The 18,655-nt window shown below is 42.5% G+C and carries 20 protein-coding genes; all 20 read right to left on the bottom strand.

The window, feature by feature from the left end; translation table 11 throughout:
• Positions 1 to 201: 201 nt before the first annotated feature.
• Positions 202 to 528 (bottom strand): hypothetical protein, encoded by a 327-nt coding sequence (locus AC1P5O_RS13830; RefSeq protein WP_499006189.1) that lies wholly within the window; start codon positions 526 to 528, stop codon positions 202 to 204.
• Between the two features lie 81 nt (positions 529 to 609).
• The gene (locus AC1P5O_RS13825; protein ID WP_499006187.1) at positions 610 to 3,099 is read right to left on the bottom strand and encodes a phage tail protein; all 2,490 of its coding nucleotides are present in this window, start codon (positions 3,097 to 3,099) and stop codon (positions 610 to 612) included.
• A gap of 1 nt (position 3,100) precedes the next feature.
• On the bottom strand, positions 3,101 to 3,517 hold the full coding sequence (locus AC1P5O_RS13820; RefSeq protein WP_499006186.1) for an NlpC/P60 family protein: 417 nt from the start codon (positions 3,515 to 3,517) through the stop codon (positions 3,101 to 3,103).
• A 61-nt stretch (positions 3,518 to 3,578) separates the two neighbouring features.
• Positions 3,579 to 5,831, bottom strand: coding sequence for a M14 family zinc carboxypeptidase (locus tag AC1P5O_RS13815; protein ID WP_499006185.1), 2,253 nt, complete (start codon positions 5,829 to 5,831; stop codon positions 3,579 to 3,581).
• 58 nt (positions 5,832 to 5,889) lie between these two features.
• Positions 5,890 to 6,747 carry a phage/gene transfer agent baseplate hub protein gene (locus tag AC1P5O_RS13810; protein ID WP_499006184.1) on the bottom strand — a complete coding sequence of 286 codons (858 nt, stop codon included), beginning with the start codon at positions 6,745 to 6,747 and terminating at the stop codon, positions 5,890 to 5,892.
• Positions 6,744 to 7,397 carry a DUF2460 domain-containing protein gene (locus AC1P5O_RS13805; protein WP_499006183.1) on the bottom strand — a complete coding sequence of 218 codons (654 nt, stop codon included), beginning with the start codon at positions 7,395 to 7,397 and terminating at the stop codon, positions 6,744 to 6,746. The genes AC1P5O_RS13810 and AC1P5O_RS13805 overlap by 4 nt, the downstream gene beginning before the upstream one ends.
• 12 nt (positions 7,398 to 7,409) lie before the next feature.
• Positions 7,410 to 10,376 carry a hypothetical protein gene (locus tag AC1P5O_RS13800; RefSeq protein ID WP_499006182.1) on the bottom strand — a complete coding sequence of 989 codons (2,967 nt, stop codon included), beginning with the start codon at positions 10,374 to 10,376 and terminating at the stop codon, positions 7,410 to 7,412.
• 60 nt (positions 10,377 to 10,436) lie between these two features.
• Positions 10,437 to 11,207 carry a hypothetical protein gene (locus AC1P5O_RS13795; protein WP_499006181.1) on the bottom strand — a complete coding sequence of 257 codons (771 nt, stop codon included), beginning with the start codon at positions 11,205 to 11,207 and terminating at the stop codon, positions 10,437 to 10,439.
• Between the two features lie 42 nt (positions 11,208 to 11,249).
• On the bottom strand, positions 11,250 to 11,966 hold the full coding sequence (locus tag AC1P5O_RS13790) for a hypothetical protein (protein ID WP_077670459.1): 717 nt from the start codon (positions 11,964 to 11,966) through the stop codon (positions 11,250 to 11,252).
• Between the two features lie 74 nt (positions 11,967 to 12,040).
• On the bottom strand, positions 12,041 to 12,280 hold the full coding sequence (locus AC1P5O_RS13785) for a hypothetical protein (protein ID WP_005266669.1): 240 nt from the start codon (positions 12,278 to 12,280) through the stop codon (positions 12,041 to 12,043).
• 23 nt (positions 12,281 to 12,303) lie between these two features.
• Positions 12,304 to 12,624 carry a hypothetical protein gene (locus AC1P5O_RS13780; protein ID WP_034581963.1) on the bottom strand — a complete coding sequence of 107 codons (321 nt, stop codon included), beginning with the start codon at positions 12,622 to 12,624 and terminating at the stop codon, positions 12,304 to 12,306.
• Between the two features lie 6 nt (positions 12,625 to 12,630).
• The gene (locus AC1P5O_RS13775) at positions 12,631 to 13,389 is read right to left on the bottom strand and encodes a hypothetical protein (RefSeq protein WP_034581961.1); all 759 of its coding nucleotides are present in this window, start codon (positions 13,387 to 13,389) and stop codon (positions 12,631 to 12,633) included.
• Positions 13,390 to 13,449: 60 nt separating this feature from the next.
• Positions 13,450 to 13,890: a hypothetical protein gene (locus AC1P5O_RS13770; RefSeq protein WP_499006180.1), complete on the bottom strand. Its 441-nt coding sequence runs from the start codon at positions 13,888 to 13,890 to the stop codon at positions 13,450 to 13,452.
• Entirely contained in the window at positions 13,883 to 14,365 is a 483-nt protein-coding gene (locus AC1P5O_RS13765) for a hypothetical protein (protein WP_499006178.1), read from the bottom strand. The genes AC1P5O_RS13770 and AC1P5O_RS13765 overlap by 8 nt, the downstream gene beginning before the upstream one ends.
• A 7-nt stretch (positions 14,366 to 14,372) precedes the next feature.
• On the bottom strand, positions 14,373 to 14,567 hold the full coding sequence (locus AC1P5O_RS13760) for a hypothetical protein (protein ID WP_499006177.1): 195 nt from the start codon (positions 14,565 to 14,567) through the stop codon (positions 14,373 to 14,375).
• Between the two features lie 9 nt (positions 14,568 to 14,576).
• Positions 14,577 to 14,960, bottom strand: a complete 384-nt coding sequence (locus AC1P5O_RS13755) for a DUF4054 domain-containing protein (RefSeq protein ID WP_279742413.1) — start codon at positions 14,958 to 14,960, stop codon at positions 14,577 to 14,579.
• 8 nt (positions 14,961 to 14,968) lie between these two features.
• Entirely contained in the window at positions 14,969 to 15,358 is a 390-nt protein-coding gene (locus AC1P5O_RS13750; RefSeq protein WP_499006176.1) for a hypothetical protein, read from the bottom strand.
• A gap of 13 nt (positions 15,359 to 15,371) precedes the next feature.
• Positions 15,372 to 16,367, bottom strand: coding sequence for a DUF2184 domain-containing protein (locus tag AC1P5O_RS13745; protein ID WP_499006174.1), 996 nt, complete (start codon positions 16,365 to 16,367; stop codon positions 15,372 to 15,374).
• 6 nt (positions 16,368 to 16,373) lie between these two features.
• A complete protein-coding gene (locus AC1P5O_RS13740) occupies positions 16,374 to 16,844 on the bottom strand; it encodes a structural cement protein Gp24 (protein WP_163170147.1) in 471 nt (156 codons plus the stop codon).
• Positions 16,845 to 16,858: 14 nt separating this feature from the next.
• Entirely contained in the window at positions 16,859 to 18,043 is a 1,185-nt protein-coding gene (locus tag AC1P5O_RS13735) for a DUF2213 domain-containing protein (RefSeq protein ID WP_499006172.1), read from the bottom strand.
• Positions 18,044 to 18,655 lie beyond the last annotated feature (612 nt).

The raw sequence follows: 18,655 nt of genomic DNA, 5'->3' as shown, positions 1-18,655 counted from the left end.
CGTTTGAAGGATAAAAAAAGAATTGGGATTCAGCCGCAGGTTGAAACTTAATACGAGATCAAAGGGGTCAATTTTACTTCGCCATTTTTAAGGTAAAAGGGGTCAATTTTAAAATGCCGTTGACAGATGTGCTTTGGTAGTTGAATTTTTGGATGGAATACCATGATTCCAAACGAAATCAGAAACAATACCAATGCCGTCTTACTTATGATTAGCAGCATCTTCATTCTCCTTTTTGACTAAACCAAGAAGTCTTGATCGAGCCAAACTTAATAATGCTTCAGCTGTACTCTTACCAGCAGCACCCAACACAAAACCAAATAGCTCAGGGTACTTGCCATTAGCAAGAAATAAGCTTGCTGGCTCAGCAAAGACCACACATAAAATGAAGCCTGCAAAGAACCCTATCCAGCGATCCCGGCTTGGCTCCTTGCTTAATAGAAAGCCAAAAGTTGCACCCAGCACACCTGTAAAAAGGATGTGTGAATGGTTCTTTATGCTTTCCAATACTTGACTAAGAAAGTCCATATACATCCCCTTTAGTCATACATACCCCTATTGTTTGGCAATAAAAAAGCACCTAAAAAGGTGCTGTTAGTTGTCCATAGATTATGCTTCAGCTGTTGCTTGTGTGATCCGTGCCGAGTAATTCCATGATGTCGGTTTCCAAACATCTCGTGCAGCAACACGCACATAATATGTGGTCGTCGATTGCAAGCCAGTAATCGTGCAAGCATTTTCGGTACCGGTCCAACGTGCTTCTGTTGAATCAGGATCAAAATTAGCACTGGTACTGATCCACACCTGGTAATCTTTCAGATCCGGTACTTCACTTGGAATCCAAGTCACTGTGATCGAATCTGCAGTGGCAGATGTGTAGACGTTCAACAATTGTGGTGGCACCGGATTACTGATATTCAGCTCCGCAAAGGTACTGACAATCGAACCGTTTTTACTTGCGACCCGTACAGTATAAGCACGTTGAATACCGTCGATTTTCGCTTCATCCATACTGTATGAATAATCGGTATTCGTCGTTTCAACTGTACGAAGCAATACACCATTCGACCAAATCTGAACGATATACCCTGTGGCACCAGCTGCACTTTGCCATTGAACCTTAAAGCTTGTACCTTCAAAGGCTGACTGAAGGGATAGACCTTTTACGCCAGATGGACGGCTGCCAGTAATGGTGTGACTATAAGCGGCTACCTCATCCAGAGTCTGTTCTTTTTGCTGCAATCCATTAAAGCTGGTGAACTTCAGATAAATCTGTTTTCCAACCATATTTTCATTGTAATCATGGCTAAAAATAGCACGATCAATACGAACAAATGATTCACCTGAATTATGTGGCCCTGCATCATCAAAACGTCCACGGATCACATCGCTCAATGTATACAACCCAGATCCATTCAATGTGGCCTCAATATAGTTAATATATTCTTCACCGACTCTACATAGAGTTGCATCAACTTCAGCATCTTCAATCGTACCACTGAACATCTGGCTGGATGTATTCAACTGAATCTGCATCTCGGTATCATCTGCATCAATCGCTGAAACCAGGGCACCATATCGAGCAGACCCATAGATCGTACCAACCATTTCATAAGTTGTATTATCCAGGCTGACCCAGACATTACAGCCGCCCCAATTAATTCCACCTGATACCGCTACCCAAATTTGATTCTTACCCCCTGTCAAATCTAATGGTGGTTCAAAAATATTCGGTGCATTCACGTTTCCTGGTTCTTCATTTCCACCTTGGTACCCATTAGATGATTGAAGATCATATTCAACTGCAGAACGAGATCCAACAGCCAGCTCTTCGGCCGTGATAGACAACATTCCGTCTTCATCTTCCTCGACACGCGTGATCCGCACCGGGAAACGATTCAAGCCTAAAGATTCATCTGTGATCGTCACAATATCCATTGGCTCTAAACGGCAATACTTCCAGCCCAATTCAAACTCATATTCATTACGGACGTAAAGTTTTCGCTGCAATAGCAACTGCACTGCATGACGGGCAATTTTAGGTTCACAGAAAAAATCATGCTTGACCGGATCTTGCGTACGTAGACCAAACATTTCAATATTTGCCTGGTCTTTAGCTTCAACGGTTTCAGTATTGTATTGATTGAAGCGGTTTACATATTCAATCTGGCAATGATTATAGGCATCAGTATCACGACTTCGACGTACCCGAAGTGGCTGATCTTCACCTAGAAAATCGTCATCAGTAAGGTGATAAACCGGCTCTAGATCAGGTACGAACGTTACCCCATTTCCACTGACAACACTGTCACCATAAGACCTGATCTTCAAACCGTCTGGACTAGGTACCACGGCACAATTCACCGCTTCAACAATTTCATTAATGATTTCGAATGCTTCACGCTGTTCTGTCAAAGCAGGACTGATCAATAAATTGGTTGCTGTACAGTAGGTCCGAAATTCAGACAAATCTGCCATTTGCAGACTGGGTGATGCGCCATATCTTGGATTGGTAATGAAGTCTTCAATTACATCTGCAGGATTGGCATCTTGAATCGTTTCTGAGAATGTAATATCGCTAATCACTTCAAAATTGTGATTCGATAAGCTGGCACTCCCCCCCAGATCGTAGTTGGCACATGCAACATAACCGAGAAATGGATAGTGCAATGCCTGGTCAGGATGCTTTGATGGGAGATAGCCCCAAACAGGATTATGATCACCATCAAATAATTCAAACCCTAGCTGATCAATGGGTTTAAGCTGAATACCACCTTCCGTTTTAGGAACAATCTGTTCTTTGTCACGCCAGATAATCCCAATATCTTTGATTTTATTTTCACAAAGCCCCAGCATGAAGGACGCGCTATAGGTATAAGTCGTGTTTTTGGTTTTTACACCACCACCCTTACCACCTTGCTTTTTCGTTGTTGTATGAGCTGTGGCTGTGAAATCACCATACCAGAACATATTAGCAGCAACACGGTTTTTACCGTAAACCAAAGGTTGGCAAAGACCATAGGCTGACTGCTGGATACGCATTGAATTGATACGTTTGTCAGATGTACTGACGGTACCACCACCAAAAACACCACCCATTTTATAGCCCTCTTAAACGATAAAACCCGGCAATTCGCCGGGCTAAACTTCCTTTTGTTCCATCCTGAAGGATGACCCCCTGATGGATATATGAGTGGATGATCGTTGGCCACTCGACGACAATTGCAGCATGACTGATACACTTGCCAAAATGGTAAAGAACAATGTCACCAGGCTGAGGATCTGTCACTTGAACACAAAATTTCTGAATATGCTCAAGATAGCGCTGTCCCATCTGGTGCATGTGCCAATCAGGTGGATATGGTCCCGGGTTGTAATGATCAATCAGCCCTACCGCTTCATACACTTCGCAAAGTAGTGTTGCACAATCGACACCGACACCTTTAACACGACCTTGATGATGATATGGCGTGCCTAGCCAAGTCATGGCTTCTTTAACAGCTTCATGATTTTTCATATTTAGTCCAATAAAAAACCCCGATCTAATTAAAGATCAGGGTTGGTGAGGGTTTGTTGGGTTATCTATAGAAGCTCAGTCTGCTGTTGTGAAAATCAACAGCATTAGAAACACTCATAGATAAGTAATTAATAAAAGCCTCCGCCGAAATAGTTGCGAATGCACTTGAGTAGACTGAATCCCCCGTCTCTTGTGGAATCACCATACCGCACTCATAAGTAGCTGCGTACATGCCAAGTTCATGAGCATGGGAGGATTCCATACCACCTCCGTGCATACCGATGGATCCCGAATTAGTAACATATCCAATGTAGTAGTCGTCAGTCTGAGGCATAAAGCTAAATAACTCTTTAGCTCTCAAAGTCTCATGCAGCATCAGCATTTTACCCATATTGACTTGCGCGCTTGTTCTCGCAGAAATCCATATCGAGGACGTTAGAGAGCTAAAGTTGTGGTGTGATGTAAAGCACAAAGCGTCAGTGTTTTGATCTAGCAACGACACAAGTGCTTGAGTCTCTAGCTGATCAACTGGTGCTGCACCACCGTAAGATACCGAACTCGGATCAGACGTAAACCAGCCGGTAGGGAAGTTTCGACCAATATTCACGCCGTTATGGTTTTTACCAGTCCCTTGAATATAACTCGAAGGTACACAAACAGGAACAACAATGAAATTCACGCTATGTTTTAATGCCTTCAATGTCGCGTCTGTACTTGAACGCTCACATATTTCACGCATTGCTGTATATGTGTTATAGATGCCGCCTTTCTCAGCCCCATGAATGCCTGAGAAAATAATGTATTTAGGCTTGTTGCTTGCAACTCCAATGTTATCAACTTCCGCAGTATTAAACTGATAAGAGTTGATTTCGTTACCCAATCCATCCACACCAATGACTGACTTTGTAATATACGCAGGGTACGCAGCAACAAGCGCGTCATACAGATCGTAAATCTTAGTAAAGTCAGTTCCAAAACCATCTAAAATAGTTTTAAACTCTGGAAGCGTTGGTTGTTCGTATCTAGGCTTATCATCGCAAAGCGTATATAAAAACTCAGCAGCAGGGAATAAAGTTTTCGATGGTTTTCCATTTATGTAGTAGTCAGGTACACCGAATACAGATTTTGTTCTTGGATGAATCAGCGCAAAAACAATCTCATTATCTGCTAAAGAAGAACTGAACTGCTTTGCTGAAAAAACCTTAGTTTCTTTGTTGTAAATAAATTTATGCCAATAACTATCAGCGGGTGTTTCCGCAAAGTTGATCTCTAAATCGGTTGTAATGAACAGACTTATCTTATCGTAGTTTAAGCGAACCTTGTTGGCAGGCATGATTAGCTTTTTATTTTCAAAGTCAAAATTAATAGTACTTGGGTCTGATGCTGCTAAAGTGGCTGTTGTGCTTGCAGTAGCAGCATTTGTAGACGCTGGTGGAATTACACCGTTAATTCCATAATCCGCAATTCCTTTAACGTTGGTTACACCTTCGGCGGTAAATTCAACAGTAGCCAGCTCGATTAAGTTTTGCGCACTCACTATATCATTAGTAACAAATGAAAATTGTTTGCTAACCAGATTAAATACAAGCCTGCGTATTCCTGTTGCAGATGGATATGCCACTTCTAGGTTGGAGGGGCCGAAAAGAGAAGAAATCGTGGCTGCGTAAGTTGACGACCTGACGAGAACAGCAGGGGCTAAAATCAGTTTTTTATCTACGTTATTGAAATTGATTCGCGTTGGGACTGATGTGCTAATTAACTCGCCGACATGAGATTGGAATACACGGTTGCCATTTAAAGTAAAAGGAAATCCTTCCGCTTTAAAAGAACCACCATCCACAGTTGTAGAGCCAAGAACTATGCGATTCGCAGCTCGGTTTGAGGAAGAGTTAACTGCATGTAAAGTGTTGGTGTCGAAAGAGTATTCAATGCGATAAGGTGCTACTGATGTTAATGTCAGCACTTGCGGTACAGTTAATGTTTGAGTTGTTTCGTTATTAGTAACAACTCGAATTGTCCCTGAAAAAGTCAGCTCTTTGGTTTCGGTGTTGTAATCAATTGAACCCGAGGCAGCCAACACAAGTCGAGCAAAGCCGTTATTCCTAAAGTATGCTTTAGCATTCGCCTCTGCTGCATTGGCTTTGGTTGCTGCGTCTGTAGCCGCTGCTGTAATAGCTTCACTTTTAGCAGTATTAGCTTTTTCGGTTGAATCTTCTTTAGATTCTACATTCTCAGCCAACTGACCTAGACGTTGCTTCATCTGTGTATTCGTTGCATTTGGATCTGTTAATTCTGCTGCGGTAGGTAAAGGCATTTTCTCACTCCATAAAAAACCCAGCACTCAGGCTGGGTATGGATTAATACAAATTTAGTTAAACGGCGGTTTCAGGTACTGGTATAAAAGGCGCACCACGGAAACGGCTGAAATTATTGAAACGGTTTTGGCAAGTTTCCAAACGTTTATCACATCCTGGATAAACCTTGATTCGTTGACCTGCTTGCGGTGCTTCCAACAATGGCAAAGTCAATAACAAAGCACCCGATTCATGCATGCGAATCGTGCGTTTTAAACCTGCATTGCCACCGTCCAAGAACTCAATTACGCCTTGAGTAAACCAACCTTGAGGCTGATTCACCTGGCATAAAATTCGAGCTGCAGTACTGCCTGATTCAATCGTCGTTTGCACCATAAAGTTTTGACGTAATAGACCGCATGCCGTATCAAATAGCGTATTTGTACAACTTGGCTGATACAGATTTCGTGGCATCTGCACATTTAATTCATCCAGATCTGACGCAACACTGGCCTGAATGGAATTACGATCTAATTCAGGCTCAATGATTCGACCTTCAAACAATTTGATGGTCCCTGCACTGGTGTCCGTTGGCGTATTCATATCCATAAAAATACGCTCTAGCTTGAAACGCGCGCCATCCAATTGGCCATTATGAAACGCCTGAACAACATTAATGCCATTCCATTTGTTATCGTCAATACAATCAATATTGATCGATAAATTATCGACTTCAATACCCAGTGAAAGACTGATTCCATCACGGCTGATAATTGGGCCATCTGAGTTATAAACCTGACCCGCAACCACCAGGTCAAAGTCATAATTCGTGTATCGAAAAACGTCGCCTTGCACCGTTGTAATGGTATAGAGATCTGCCATCACAAACTGATCAGCATCTAGCAAGGCAATTAATTGTGGAGAAGCTGCTCTCATACTTTATTTCCTAATGAACCGATCATATCGACCTTATTGGCTTTCCATAATTTGCTCATGAAGTTGGTGTATTGCTGTTCATCATCAGCAAAGCGACAACGGTAGTAATACGTCCCTTTCACCTCAAACTTATGACCTTGCTTCAATGGCTTCGAAAGCGTAACCACACCTGATTTACTAACTTGAGCAGTGGTATCATCCCAAAACAGATCATCGTCGTTATTACTCCAAAACGGTATTTGATCATCCTCATTCCAAAATACTGGATCGACTTCAAATGCAGTTTCAGCTTGGGTATGTACTAAAGGAATCTGTGATGTGTACATTTGCTTATACAGCTGAAAACTTATCGTACTACCGTCACCACTGTAAGAACACGTGTAATCACAGTCTTCAGGCATCTTGAAAAGAAAGGAATCGAATGCTCCACGGCGTTCTAGAAAAAAACTTTCGAGTTGCTGTAATTCGTTCTTCCCTTTCGATTCACGTAAAAAACCAAATGACAAAGATATTTCATACTTCGGAACGGCCTGGTAACTTGCTCGAAGTTCCCGACCGTTCACTGATTCCATAATCTTTGTATTGAAAATGGGTTTCTTGCTGAGATCCCATTCCAGTCCTGGCAATTCAGGAAACAATACATCTGACATTTACCCCTCCTTTTATGGTTTACCAAAATTACGATTGAAGCTGCTTAGACTCTCAGCCAGTTCACGGCCATGTTTTTTCATAAAACGCTTCACATCCTTTGAATCCCATGCCTGAATCGTTGGGCTAAAGTAGATTGGTTGTTCCGTACTTCCTCCACTTCCTCCTATTGCTCCGGAAGATAAGTTTTTACCCAAGGCACGAATTGTATTGGCATGCTGTTTAGGCAAAACCATTTCCTCTTCATGTAATTGAGTAAGTGGATTTACGCCAGATGGGATATCGTAACCACCCCGAGCGGATGCGACCTTACTGACAATACCCGCCACTCCGGCAAAAGCAGCAGCACCCAAAGCAATATTAAGTGGGAAAGGAATGGACGCCATGGTTTTCGCCATCGCCTCCCAAGCTGACATCATGACTGATTTAATTGTCTCCATGATCTTCATGCCGATACGTGCAAATACACCAACCCCAGTAGCAGTAGTTTTGGCAGTTTCGCCCGCAACTACGGCGCCAGTTTGTGCGGCTTGACCTGCAACCTCGGCAGCCGTTTCAGTTTTGATAAACCCGAGTTTGATGGCCATACGAGTGGCAAGACTTGCAGCATACTTTTTCATTGGCGCCGTGATCATGCTTTGGATAAATGCCCCTGCCAATTCCGTGAAAATGGCATTCATGGCATTTTTCCATGTCAGCGTGCCATTCATCATAGACTGAATGCCTTTGTCCCATAGTCCAGACATACGTGACGTCAAACCACCAAACTTATCTTCAAAGTCTTTCATTTGAGCATCTGAAAGAACTCCTACTTGCTTGGTATCGGAAACCTTTTGATCAGTATCCAAATCAGAAATATTGTTCATAATCTGATTCTGATTGCCTTGTTTCCCTGAGATACCAGACATTTGGTTTTCAAGTGCAAGTCGATCCTCAAGCCCTCTGCGTTTAATTTCACGCAATTTGTCTTCTAACTCTTTTTCAAGCCGTGCTTTTTGAACATTTGAAATCTTTTTAGCATCAAATTCAGCTTGGATATTAGCTTTATCTATTTCATAGGAACGCTGCGCAATGAGTAGATCATTTTCAATGAGTTGCTCTTTGAGTTTTTTAATATCCTCAAATTCCTTAACACGCAAAGCAATTGTTTTATCGCTTGCCTCTTTTTCAGCGACAATTCTAAATTTTACTTTCTCAGCATCTGTGACTTTTGATTTCTCGATATCAGACAAAGCTTTCTTAAGATCTAGAGCAATCTTTTCTTCCTCTGTCGCAAACTTGTATCGGATATCAGCAAGTGCTTTAGCAGCTTGCTCAGCAGCTCTTTCCTTTGCTTTTTCATCAGCATCAGATTTAGCTTTTGCCGAACTTCCTTTAGAGTCTTTGACCCCTGTGCCAATACCTTTACCCGGGTTAAATGTCGGTGATGGTGTAGGCGGTGGTGCAGAACCAACCACAGTAGGATTTTTTAAGAACAGATTTTGAAGTCTTTGCCCACCCGTTGTTGCGGAGTTCACAATAGCTGAACCTGCTGTACCCCAAGCATTAGCTGTATTACTTACACCGGTATTCCAACTTGTTTTTAAATTGGTTAGGCGCGACTGCATCTGACCTGTATAGCGATCAGTAATTGAACCTAATTGTGATAGACCACTTTCCCATGATGCTTTGGCAGCTGAGAAGTTAAAGTTCAAAACATTGCTGACAACATTGCCAAAGGTCTGAAACTTGATGGACAAGACATCAAGACCGTATTGAATCGTATCTCGGAATCCTCCAAATACATTCATTACAGTGTTCATTGAAATATTAATTGCTTGGCACACTGTAGCAACGACCGCACGAATAGCAGCAAAAGCAATTTCAATACTAACTTTCAGACCAACTGCCACAGCTGCGAATCCATTCATCGCACCAGCGACTAGATCCATAAACCCTACTTGTTGAATTGATCCATCACCAATATCAGCAGTTAAATCACTCCAAATCCCACTGATCGTACTAAATAGACTTTGAACAATATCGAGAAGGCTTTCGAATGTTGTGATTATCGCCGTGACTGCACTATCAATACCCTCTCTGGATCTTGATGCAAAACCAAGGAAATCATTTGCTAGATTTGTTAGTGCTGGTGCTGCTTGAGCAGCCAGTCTTGTGAATACGCCGTCTATAGTTTGCTGAATTGTACTTAACGCAGTATTGAATTCCTTAGTCTTCGCAATTGCATCCTGATCCATAATCAAGCCAAGCTCATGCGCTTGATTTGAATATTGTTTCAACTTCTCAGCGTTATTCTCAAGCAATGGTGCCAATAGTGTTGCATCATTAGCGATTGACTCCATGTAAAAAGTCATCTCAGCTTGGGATACGTTCGCTTTCTCTAACGTTTGATAATACTTTTCAAGAATTTGTGGACCAGTAAGACCTTGGAACTCTTTGGCAGTCACCCCCACTTTTGGTGCAATTTTTTCGAAGAAATCAGCCATTTCTCCACCACCAGTTTGCATGAAGTCACCAAACTTATCATTCACATCTTTCATGATGTCAGATAGTTTGTCCTGTTCAACCATGACTGATTTAGAGGCAAATGCCCACTCTTGGAATTCTTTTGTGGTTGTATTAGCCAAGCGTGCTTGAATTTCCAATTCTTTAGATGCTCGACCAACTTCAGACGTTAATGACGCCAATCCAATAACTGCTGTCCCAACAGAAGCCGCTATACCAACACCGATCGCGGCAAAACTTTTAGTCAGATTTCCTGAAATTGATTTGCCAATATCCTCAAACCTATTGTTGATATTCTTGGATATGTCATCCAAACCAGTTTTAATGCTTGAGAAATCCAGCTTAAATTTAACCTTACTCCCAGTATCCTCAATTCGTTTAGCACCATCACTAACGATTTTCTCAGCATCATTCATGCCTTTTTTAAGTTCGGAAGTCTTCGCACCAACGTGCACTTCCACTCGATTGTTGCTCATAATTCCTATCTCACAGGCGTAAAAAAACCGCCGTGAGGCGGTTGAAATTGATGGATATACTTAGCGTTTAACACCTAAATATAAAACAGCATTCTGTCGACTGCTTGTTTCAGCTACTGCATACAATGTCTTGTTTGCTACATCATAATAAGCTACGCCTCTAAGTTCTTGTCTAGCTAAATAGCAAGGTGAACCACCAAAAACTAAATTGATTGAATAATAAGGCGCATCAGGTACAGCAACAGCAGTACCAGAATAATTACAACCACTTTGACCGGTGCCCGACACTGCTCCAGTATTTGAGATTGTTAAACCTGCACCTTCAATGCCTTGTACAATAGCCGATGTACCGCTATAGGTTCCCGCAATAGTAGAAAGATCCGCATTCGTATTATTTGCCTGGGCATCATAAACCGTATTAAAAGAAACTTGGTTAGATGACGAATAAGATATCGTCCCATTTAAACTTTTCTTAGCATCCACTGTTCCATTCAGGGTTGTGTCATATACAGTAGAGCCACCAAAATAGAAATCTTTACCATTAGTTGCTTTCACAGTATTCCCTGAGACCGTAAAATTACCAGTAATAAATCCGGTTACACCACTTCTATAGGGTGGCGTATATAAAAACCAAAACTTTTTATTTTTATCAACTAATCCAACTACATCCTGACCTTGGTTTGTAGTACCTGTATATACTCCTAAAGTTTCAGCGTTAACTACTGGATCCTTTCCTCCGCCGTCTACACCATTGTATGAATCACCATCACTACCGCCACCACAAGCTGTTAATGCACAGGCAATGAAACTTATCCCTAATACTTTTTTCATGGTTATTCCAGATAATAAAATTTGTAAATTAAAAAATAGAAATTAATCTTGCTCTGAATGCTTTAATTCAATTTTAGTTCCATCTGTGAACATTATAACTGATGGTTTAAACTCAAATTTAATTTTATCTAAATCCGTATTCAATAGCTTGGTATCTTCTGCCATGAATTCGTTATAGTCCGTACTTCCTTCATACTTGGCAATTGATTTCGCTTTAACACCATCATCGTATGAAAGAGTTAAATTTTTAATAGGGTCACCAAACATATCTTTAAAAGATATTATCCCTTTAAATCCTGCAATATCTTTATCACTATGATTTTCAAAAGCTAGTTGGAATTCGATATCAGTAATTTTATCAATATATTCATAACGAGCATGCCCAGACTTGGAAACAATTGCTGCTGTAAGAATTCCATCCATTTGTTTTTTGACAGCTGCATTTTCAGCTTCAATCTTTGCTTTTAATTCAGCCTGAGCTTTTTCCTTAGCATCTTTGTCTTCAAGCCATTTTTGTTGTTCTTTAATAGCATCACCAACTGTGGTTCCAGGTTCGATACCATCTCCACCAAAAGCTGCACCCATTCCCTTACGCATCAAGAACTGAGTAAGCAATTTTTTATCTTCTTCATTTAGTTTTTCAATTTGTGGTTTTAGCTCTTCCCATTTTTCAGGATCTGTAGGAATTTGAGCTGATTTTGGATTGCTACATCCAACTAAAAAAAGACTAATTACCCCTGCCATTAAAATATTTTTCATAAAAACTCAGTTGATTGTTATATAAGTCACACAAACTTTAACCAACTCAAGTATATAAATCAATCAGGGCAACCTTAGTCACCCTGAGGAAAGTTCTGCAGATCCGCAAACAAATCATCTTCATCATCGGTTTGCGGATCATCTGAACCTGTACTGTCATCAATCCCCATAAATGCCTCAAGGATCCGACACAGACGCTGAATGCCAACATGGCTGGGAGGACACTGCTTGTGATACGCATTCAATGCTTTGACTCTTGGGAAATCCAATTCATTACGCACATAGTCGTAATCCTTGCCTAAAGTCAGCACCAAATGCGTGTACAGCTCCTCCCAGTCTATTCCCCCGAATCAGTGGCCTGCTCGTCTTCACCTGTATAAACCAGACCAGAAGCCCCCATGACCGTTTCAAATACGGCGTTCACGTGGCCAACGTCAAGCAGTTCATCAGCAACAAATTCACGTGTAATGTCAGGATAGTTACGCTTTAAAGAGCCATGCGCAACATCCACCACTAAAGCAAAGTCACTTGGATCAAAGGTTTTAAGCTTTGGCATCAGCTTTTCAGCAGTACCTAAGGACAACGGCGCAAAAATCCAAATCTGGCCATTAATTTTAAGCGGATTACCACGTGGGTTTTCGACCTGGTTAAATTGCATCTAGTATTACTCCGAAGTAGTCCATTTGAAAACACGGCCTAAATCATCGGCCATTGGTTGGAATTCAAACTCAGGTAGATCGTAATCATCCTGTTTTGAGCTAAACGCAAGCTTATTACTGACACAGCGGAAGAACTCCATACCAAAGAATTTACCTTTGTAGTCACGGAATAGATCAACACTGAATTCAGGCGTATAACCCATATCCAAGTTGCTTACGACACCTGACTTGGCACCTGCCACCGTCGCTGTGTATTTAAAGCTGATAAATACCGTTTTACCTACATCAGCAGTTGCGAAGGTATAAACACCTGCTTCAGACACACTGTACTGACCTGCAACTGGTGCACTCGCTACACGCTTTAATGGAATCGCTTTTGCATCAGTCACGCCTAAATCTTTCACGAATGTACCGCTATTCGGAACGACAGGTGTTACTGAGGCTGCAACGACTTCACCATTGATGGTTTGTGCGACTGCAGTAATACCACCTTCAGTGACCACGCCACCAAAGAAAATGGAATTCAGTAATGCGCCGTTGATGCGACCCATTGTCGCTTTACACTTAATCGAACCTTTACCGCGTGCGGCATCCACGGCGAACTGACCACGGCCATAGAGTTCTTTTAAGTCATAGCTGATATCAACTGACGTTGACTGCAGTACGCCCACTTCAACGGGTGTGCCATTGGTGATTGGATTACCGTGCACATCCTGTAATGGTGTGGCAAAGATTTTACCGGCACCAAATAAATATTGAGCCATATCGACCTCTTAAAAATGAGAAAACCGCCGTATTGGCGGTCATGGAGTTTGTGAATTGCTTTAGGTGGTGGTGAGGATCCGAATCGGAATAATGGCAATCCCTTGGTCATCGAGCATGTTTTCCACTGCTTCAAAAACTTCGATTGTTCCCTCGATCCAGCAATGCTCGACCAATCCCCCTAAGGTTTGGTATTCGCAGATGTCAGGATGATCAGGTGCAAGTTTGGCACGTACTTGATCAATCATCTGGTTCAACTGTACAGACGGCGGTATCGTTGGATCTGATTCATGAATGTAAACGTACACTTCCGCTTCAAGTTCAACCTTGGCATCCAAGCCTTTCACTGGTGCTTCGGTTTGATTGCCTTGCGTCACGAATAAAGCTGGACGCTCTTCAGGTACAACATGATTGAAATGCTTTAAACGGCGACTGGTGGTTTTAATCCCCTCGATGCCTGACAAGCGATTAAACAATGCCTGGTAAATGGCTTCACTATTCACTGCTCAATCCCCTTTCAATTGCAGCATCAATATTCTTCGGCACGATCTTCGCCACCTCATCCAATGAATCACGCATAAAACGGCGCTCTTTCATGTCGACTTTACGTGAATGGGCTTTGATCATGATTTGACGTGGTGTGATTGGCTGACCAAAGACTTTCTTGATCATCCGAAGATGCGCCTTAATGGCCATCGCACCTTTTAAGCCAAATTCATGAGCAAAGGCGTATGGTACCAAAGCACCACCAGCACCGACTGTACCCTCGATCCAGTCCTTATCCTCTTCCACCTTAGATGAAACGGATCCTCTTAAACGCCCAGACTGCACATTCAGGCGCTGACCTGTCAGCATGTCTTCCTGAATAGTGCGCTGAAGTTTAAGTGTGAGTGCATTTACCGTGCGCCGTATTTCAGCACGTACACGTTCATTGACCTCGTTAAAATCAACATCAGCATCAACACGGTAATTACTCATACATCACCTACTTTGCAGCAGCAGTTTCCTTTTTGGATTCTGCTTTGGTTTCAGGTACCGCACGTTTAAAACCATGTGGTGCCAAGATGTGTACAATGTCTTTATCCGACTCGATCACACCTTTTTCAACCTTGTATGTGGTGCCTGCAATTTCAAGCGAAGTCGCTTTGAAATGATCAGGCGCTTGATACTTAAATGACATGCCTTGCTCCTAAACAACGAAAGCACCAACACCCAAACGATTAGGGTTGGTACCATCATTGCCGATTGGAATTGAATTTTTTAATGCCAAGTAACGCTGACCATAAATGCTTTGGTTATAAAACGCATCGGTACCAGAACGTGAAAAGCTCACGCTCTGACCTGCGATGGTCATACTCGAAGCATCTGAGAAGCTGTTACCTGACTTTGATTTGAGTGCAACCTTGAGAATATGTGCTGCATATAGACCCACCGCACGTTCTTTCAGGTCACCAAATTCAAGTGACTTCACAACGAGATCCGCTTCCTCTAACGCATCTGCAATTTCTGCATCGGGTAGATTCATCAGCGCAGCGTCGTACTTAAACTTCAACTTAAAAGCTTGTGGGTCCATAGGTCACCTTATTCAGTGGCTTGAGCAAGTTTTTCTTGCAGCTGCTCAAGAGTTTCATCTTCAGCAAAGGTGATTTCAAGATCCGTCAGCGCTTTACGAACGTCATCAATCGTCAAGTCAGTCCCTTTGGATTTATCGCCCTTGCCTTTGCCATCATCAGGCTTGCCAGCTTGAGCACCTTTACCACGACCTGAAGCAGGTTTTGAATCACCAACTTCTGCAATTTCTTCAATGCTTAGCTCACCAGCATCAATCAAATGCTTAGCGAACTTGTTCTTTTGAAGTGCCTTGTGTTGGTCAGCTTCAAGTAATACGGCGATGCCTGTTGGTAAAGTTGCTACCCCAGCAAAAACAAAAGCGGCATTAGAGCCGCTGTATTTATATGAATATTTAGCCATGTGGTTTTAATCCTTATGCATGGTCAAGGTAACGAAGCGAATCAACACGCTTCAGCCAAACGCCCTGGTATTTGTAGTGACCAGGTACAAGCACATCCAAGCCTTTCGGTTGCGCCGTCAAGAACTCAACGCTGTTACCTTTGAATTGGATACATGATGGATCACGGCGGTAGATGATCGAACGGTCAGCACTTGCGGTACCCTTACCATTACCACGGCCAGATCCACGGATGGCTAATGGTTTGCCTTGAGTTGAGAAGATATTGTTTTCTTCAATGTACTTCAGGAATGTTTTACCACCTGAATCTGGCACGACACGTGTCGATAAGTGAGTGTACTGCGCTGATGCCATTAAGTAAGTGTCAGGCTCAATTGAAGAATCACCATCAAACAAATCTGACGAATCAGCCAATGAGTTATTGAAGTCGGATAAAACTTCTTCAATGGCCGCCGTAGCCCAATTATGCTGACCTGTCATGATGGTCACGCCTGTTTGGTTTAAGAAACCATTCACTTTTTCAAGCTGTCCACTGGCATTGGCTTTGGTGTAACCATACCAAGCCACATTAGACATGTGCTTTTCAGCTGCCAAGTTTGCAGCCTGAACTTTATCCGCTTCAAGCGTGAGGTTCATTTGCTGTGCGGTCGCCAATTCAACCACTGAATATTGGTAGCCAATCACACCGACTTTCACTGGTAGGCTTACAGTATCGTATTCAACTTCTGCAAGCGGAATATCATCACCAGTACCAGCATAGTCTTCGCCGATACCCACGCCTTTTTTACGAGACAGGATTTCACCACCACCATAAACCGCATTTACATCGGTCACTGGGATGAACTTGGCGTAGTCAAGGACCTGTGCAAGCTGTGGTGTAATTTCGTTTTGTTCTTCGATCTTTACGAAGAGCTGTGCCAATGCATCCATGTTGAACGCATCGCCAACTTGTGCCTGAATGGCATGTGAAATCGGCGTTAAACGCGCTTTCATTTTTGCTAATTTGCTCATGTGTTATTAAGCTCCACGAAGATTAAGAAGGGCTAAACCATCGGCGCCTGTCACGGTTTCCCATGCTGCACCTGGTAATACTGTTCCGTCAGTTGCTGAGCTCGACAAAGAACCCAACGGCGCTGCTGTGGTACCGTTTGCATTTTTTACGTAAACCGCAGCAGTAATGTCAGTGATTGGCGCTGTAGGCTTGACCCAAATAGCACCTTCAAACATGACTGGCACCATATCAGCTGCTTTATAGGCTTCTTTACCTGCAGCATCTTTACCAGTCTTGCCAACGCCGTGGCGTACTACAACACCAAAACGTGTCGGTGTAGCACCTGCCACAGCCGTTACAGATTTGCCATCAGTCGTGCGGACAACCACATCACCGTCATTGACTAAAGTCAGACCTGAAAGCGGTAATGACAGTACAACTTCTTTGGCAGTTAAACGGCCACGCTGACCGACTACCGCATTTAATTGCTGAACCATGATTCAAGTTCTCCTTAAATTGTTTTGTATGCAGCAGACTTGTCATAACCCTTATTTTCTTTAGGGTCCTGATTATTGTTTTGCTGTTGTTGCTGTTGATGTAATACATCACCGACTGCATTGCCTGGTGTGGTCGACTTCACTGCTGACAGTGCACGGAATACCGTGTCGATCTGTTCAGGTTTAGCATCACCGACGGCGACACCACCAAGTACAGCGGTCACCAATGTGTCACCTGCTTTAGCTGCAATCACATCACGTTTGATTTGCTCACATGAACAGCCTTCAGTTTTGATACCTGGTACCAAGGCAACGGCGTCCGCAACCACTGACGCGCGTTCTGCTACGACCTGATCAAGTTTTTCAGGTGTCATTTGGTTTTGCTCCAGATCACCAACTTTCTGCTTAAGCTGTGCATTTTCAGTCTGCAAGGTATCAACCACTGCCTGAACAGCTGGCAATTCATCACCGATGGCAAATTGTTTGTCACCGACTTTAAGTTTTGCTGCTTTCAAGTTTTCGAGTTGGTCTTCTTGTTGCTTTACAGCATCAGCTAGCGCTTGGTTGTCACCAATCTCAAAGCGAATACCGTTTACTTTAATTTCCATCTTTTTCCCCTTTGGGTTTGGTTTATGGTCACCGACGCGACAATCACCGCCACAGCGACCGTATTTCACCAGCGCCACGTGATTGCCTTTAAAATTAATAAACCGGGCTTGATACGGCGTACCGTCTGGTGCTGTACCTTGTTCAAGCACAAGATCAGCTCCATAGCCCAATGAGATTTCGACACGCTCATTGTTTTGAATAGCATTGATACTGTTTTGATCTTTAATGATCAGATCACCGACCATGAAATCACCTTCTTGGCGTACGTTTTCACATTCGCCAATGTGGTATTCCTTCCAGTTAGAGGCATTGATTTCATTTTTAGGTGGGTGATAGTCCGTAGCATCTACGCCGTCGAATCCTTTCATCACATCCGGTTTAAAAAGATCCTCAGCTGCCACATAGACATTGATGGTCTGATCCGCCGTGAAACCTTCCAAATTTGGAAATTCATAGGCGTAGTACTGACGTACTTGAGGTGCTTTGGCCAAACGTACATTGACGCATTTCAGATACCCTTCTTGAGTAAATGAGCGTGTACTTTCGCTTGGTGCAAAGTCACCAATTTTCAGTTGGTAAATGAGTTTCATAAATTGAGCTCAATAAAAAACCACTCTACGGTGGTCTGCTATGGTTTCTTTGGTGGAGAAATGACTATTGCTGGCGTTTTTACATCTGGTGGAATTGGTCTTGGTTTAGGTTGATAGCCCGAACTTTTTATACAAGAGCAGGCACAGCAGCTTTTACAGCACATACATCACCTTTCTGTGGGCAATAAAAAAAACCCACCGATTGGTGAGTTTATTTATAAAACTAATTACTTGGGTTTAGCAGGCTTATCTTTAGATTTTGTTACAAGTTCTGCTTGCGGTGGCGGTACATATTCAGGTGGTTTATTGTTACTCATGATTTATTCCTAGATGTTAATTATGAACAGAATACATTACTAACAAAAATCAAGCTAAGGAATAGTAGTAAAACTAAACCTGATAATTTTATTTCAGAAAATGCTTTGTTTAAGAACTCTGTTTTCTCATTAATCGCCATCTTATAAGCACTAATGATACCAATGTACGTAAGCATCCGGCTAACACAGCCTTACCAAGCGATCCTATAAGCCTTAATTTAGTTCCCACCTAAAAACAAGTGGGGACTTAATCCATGAACATGGATATATATTCAGCAACACCTCCTGTTGCTAA

The organism is Prolinoborus fasciculus (assembly GCF_056724605.1).
Note: the sequence above shows the minus strand (reverse complement) of the source record. Positions and strands in the feature narration are given on the sequence as shown.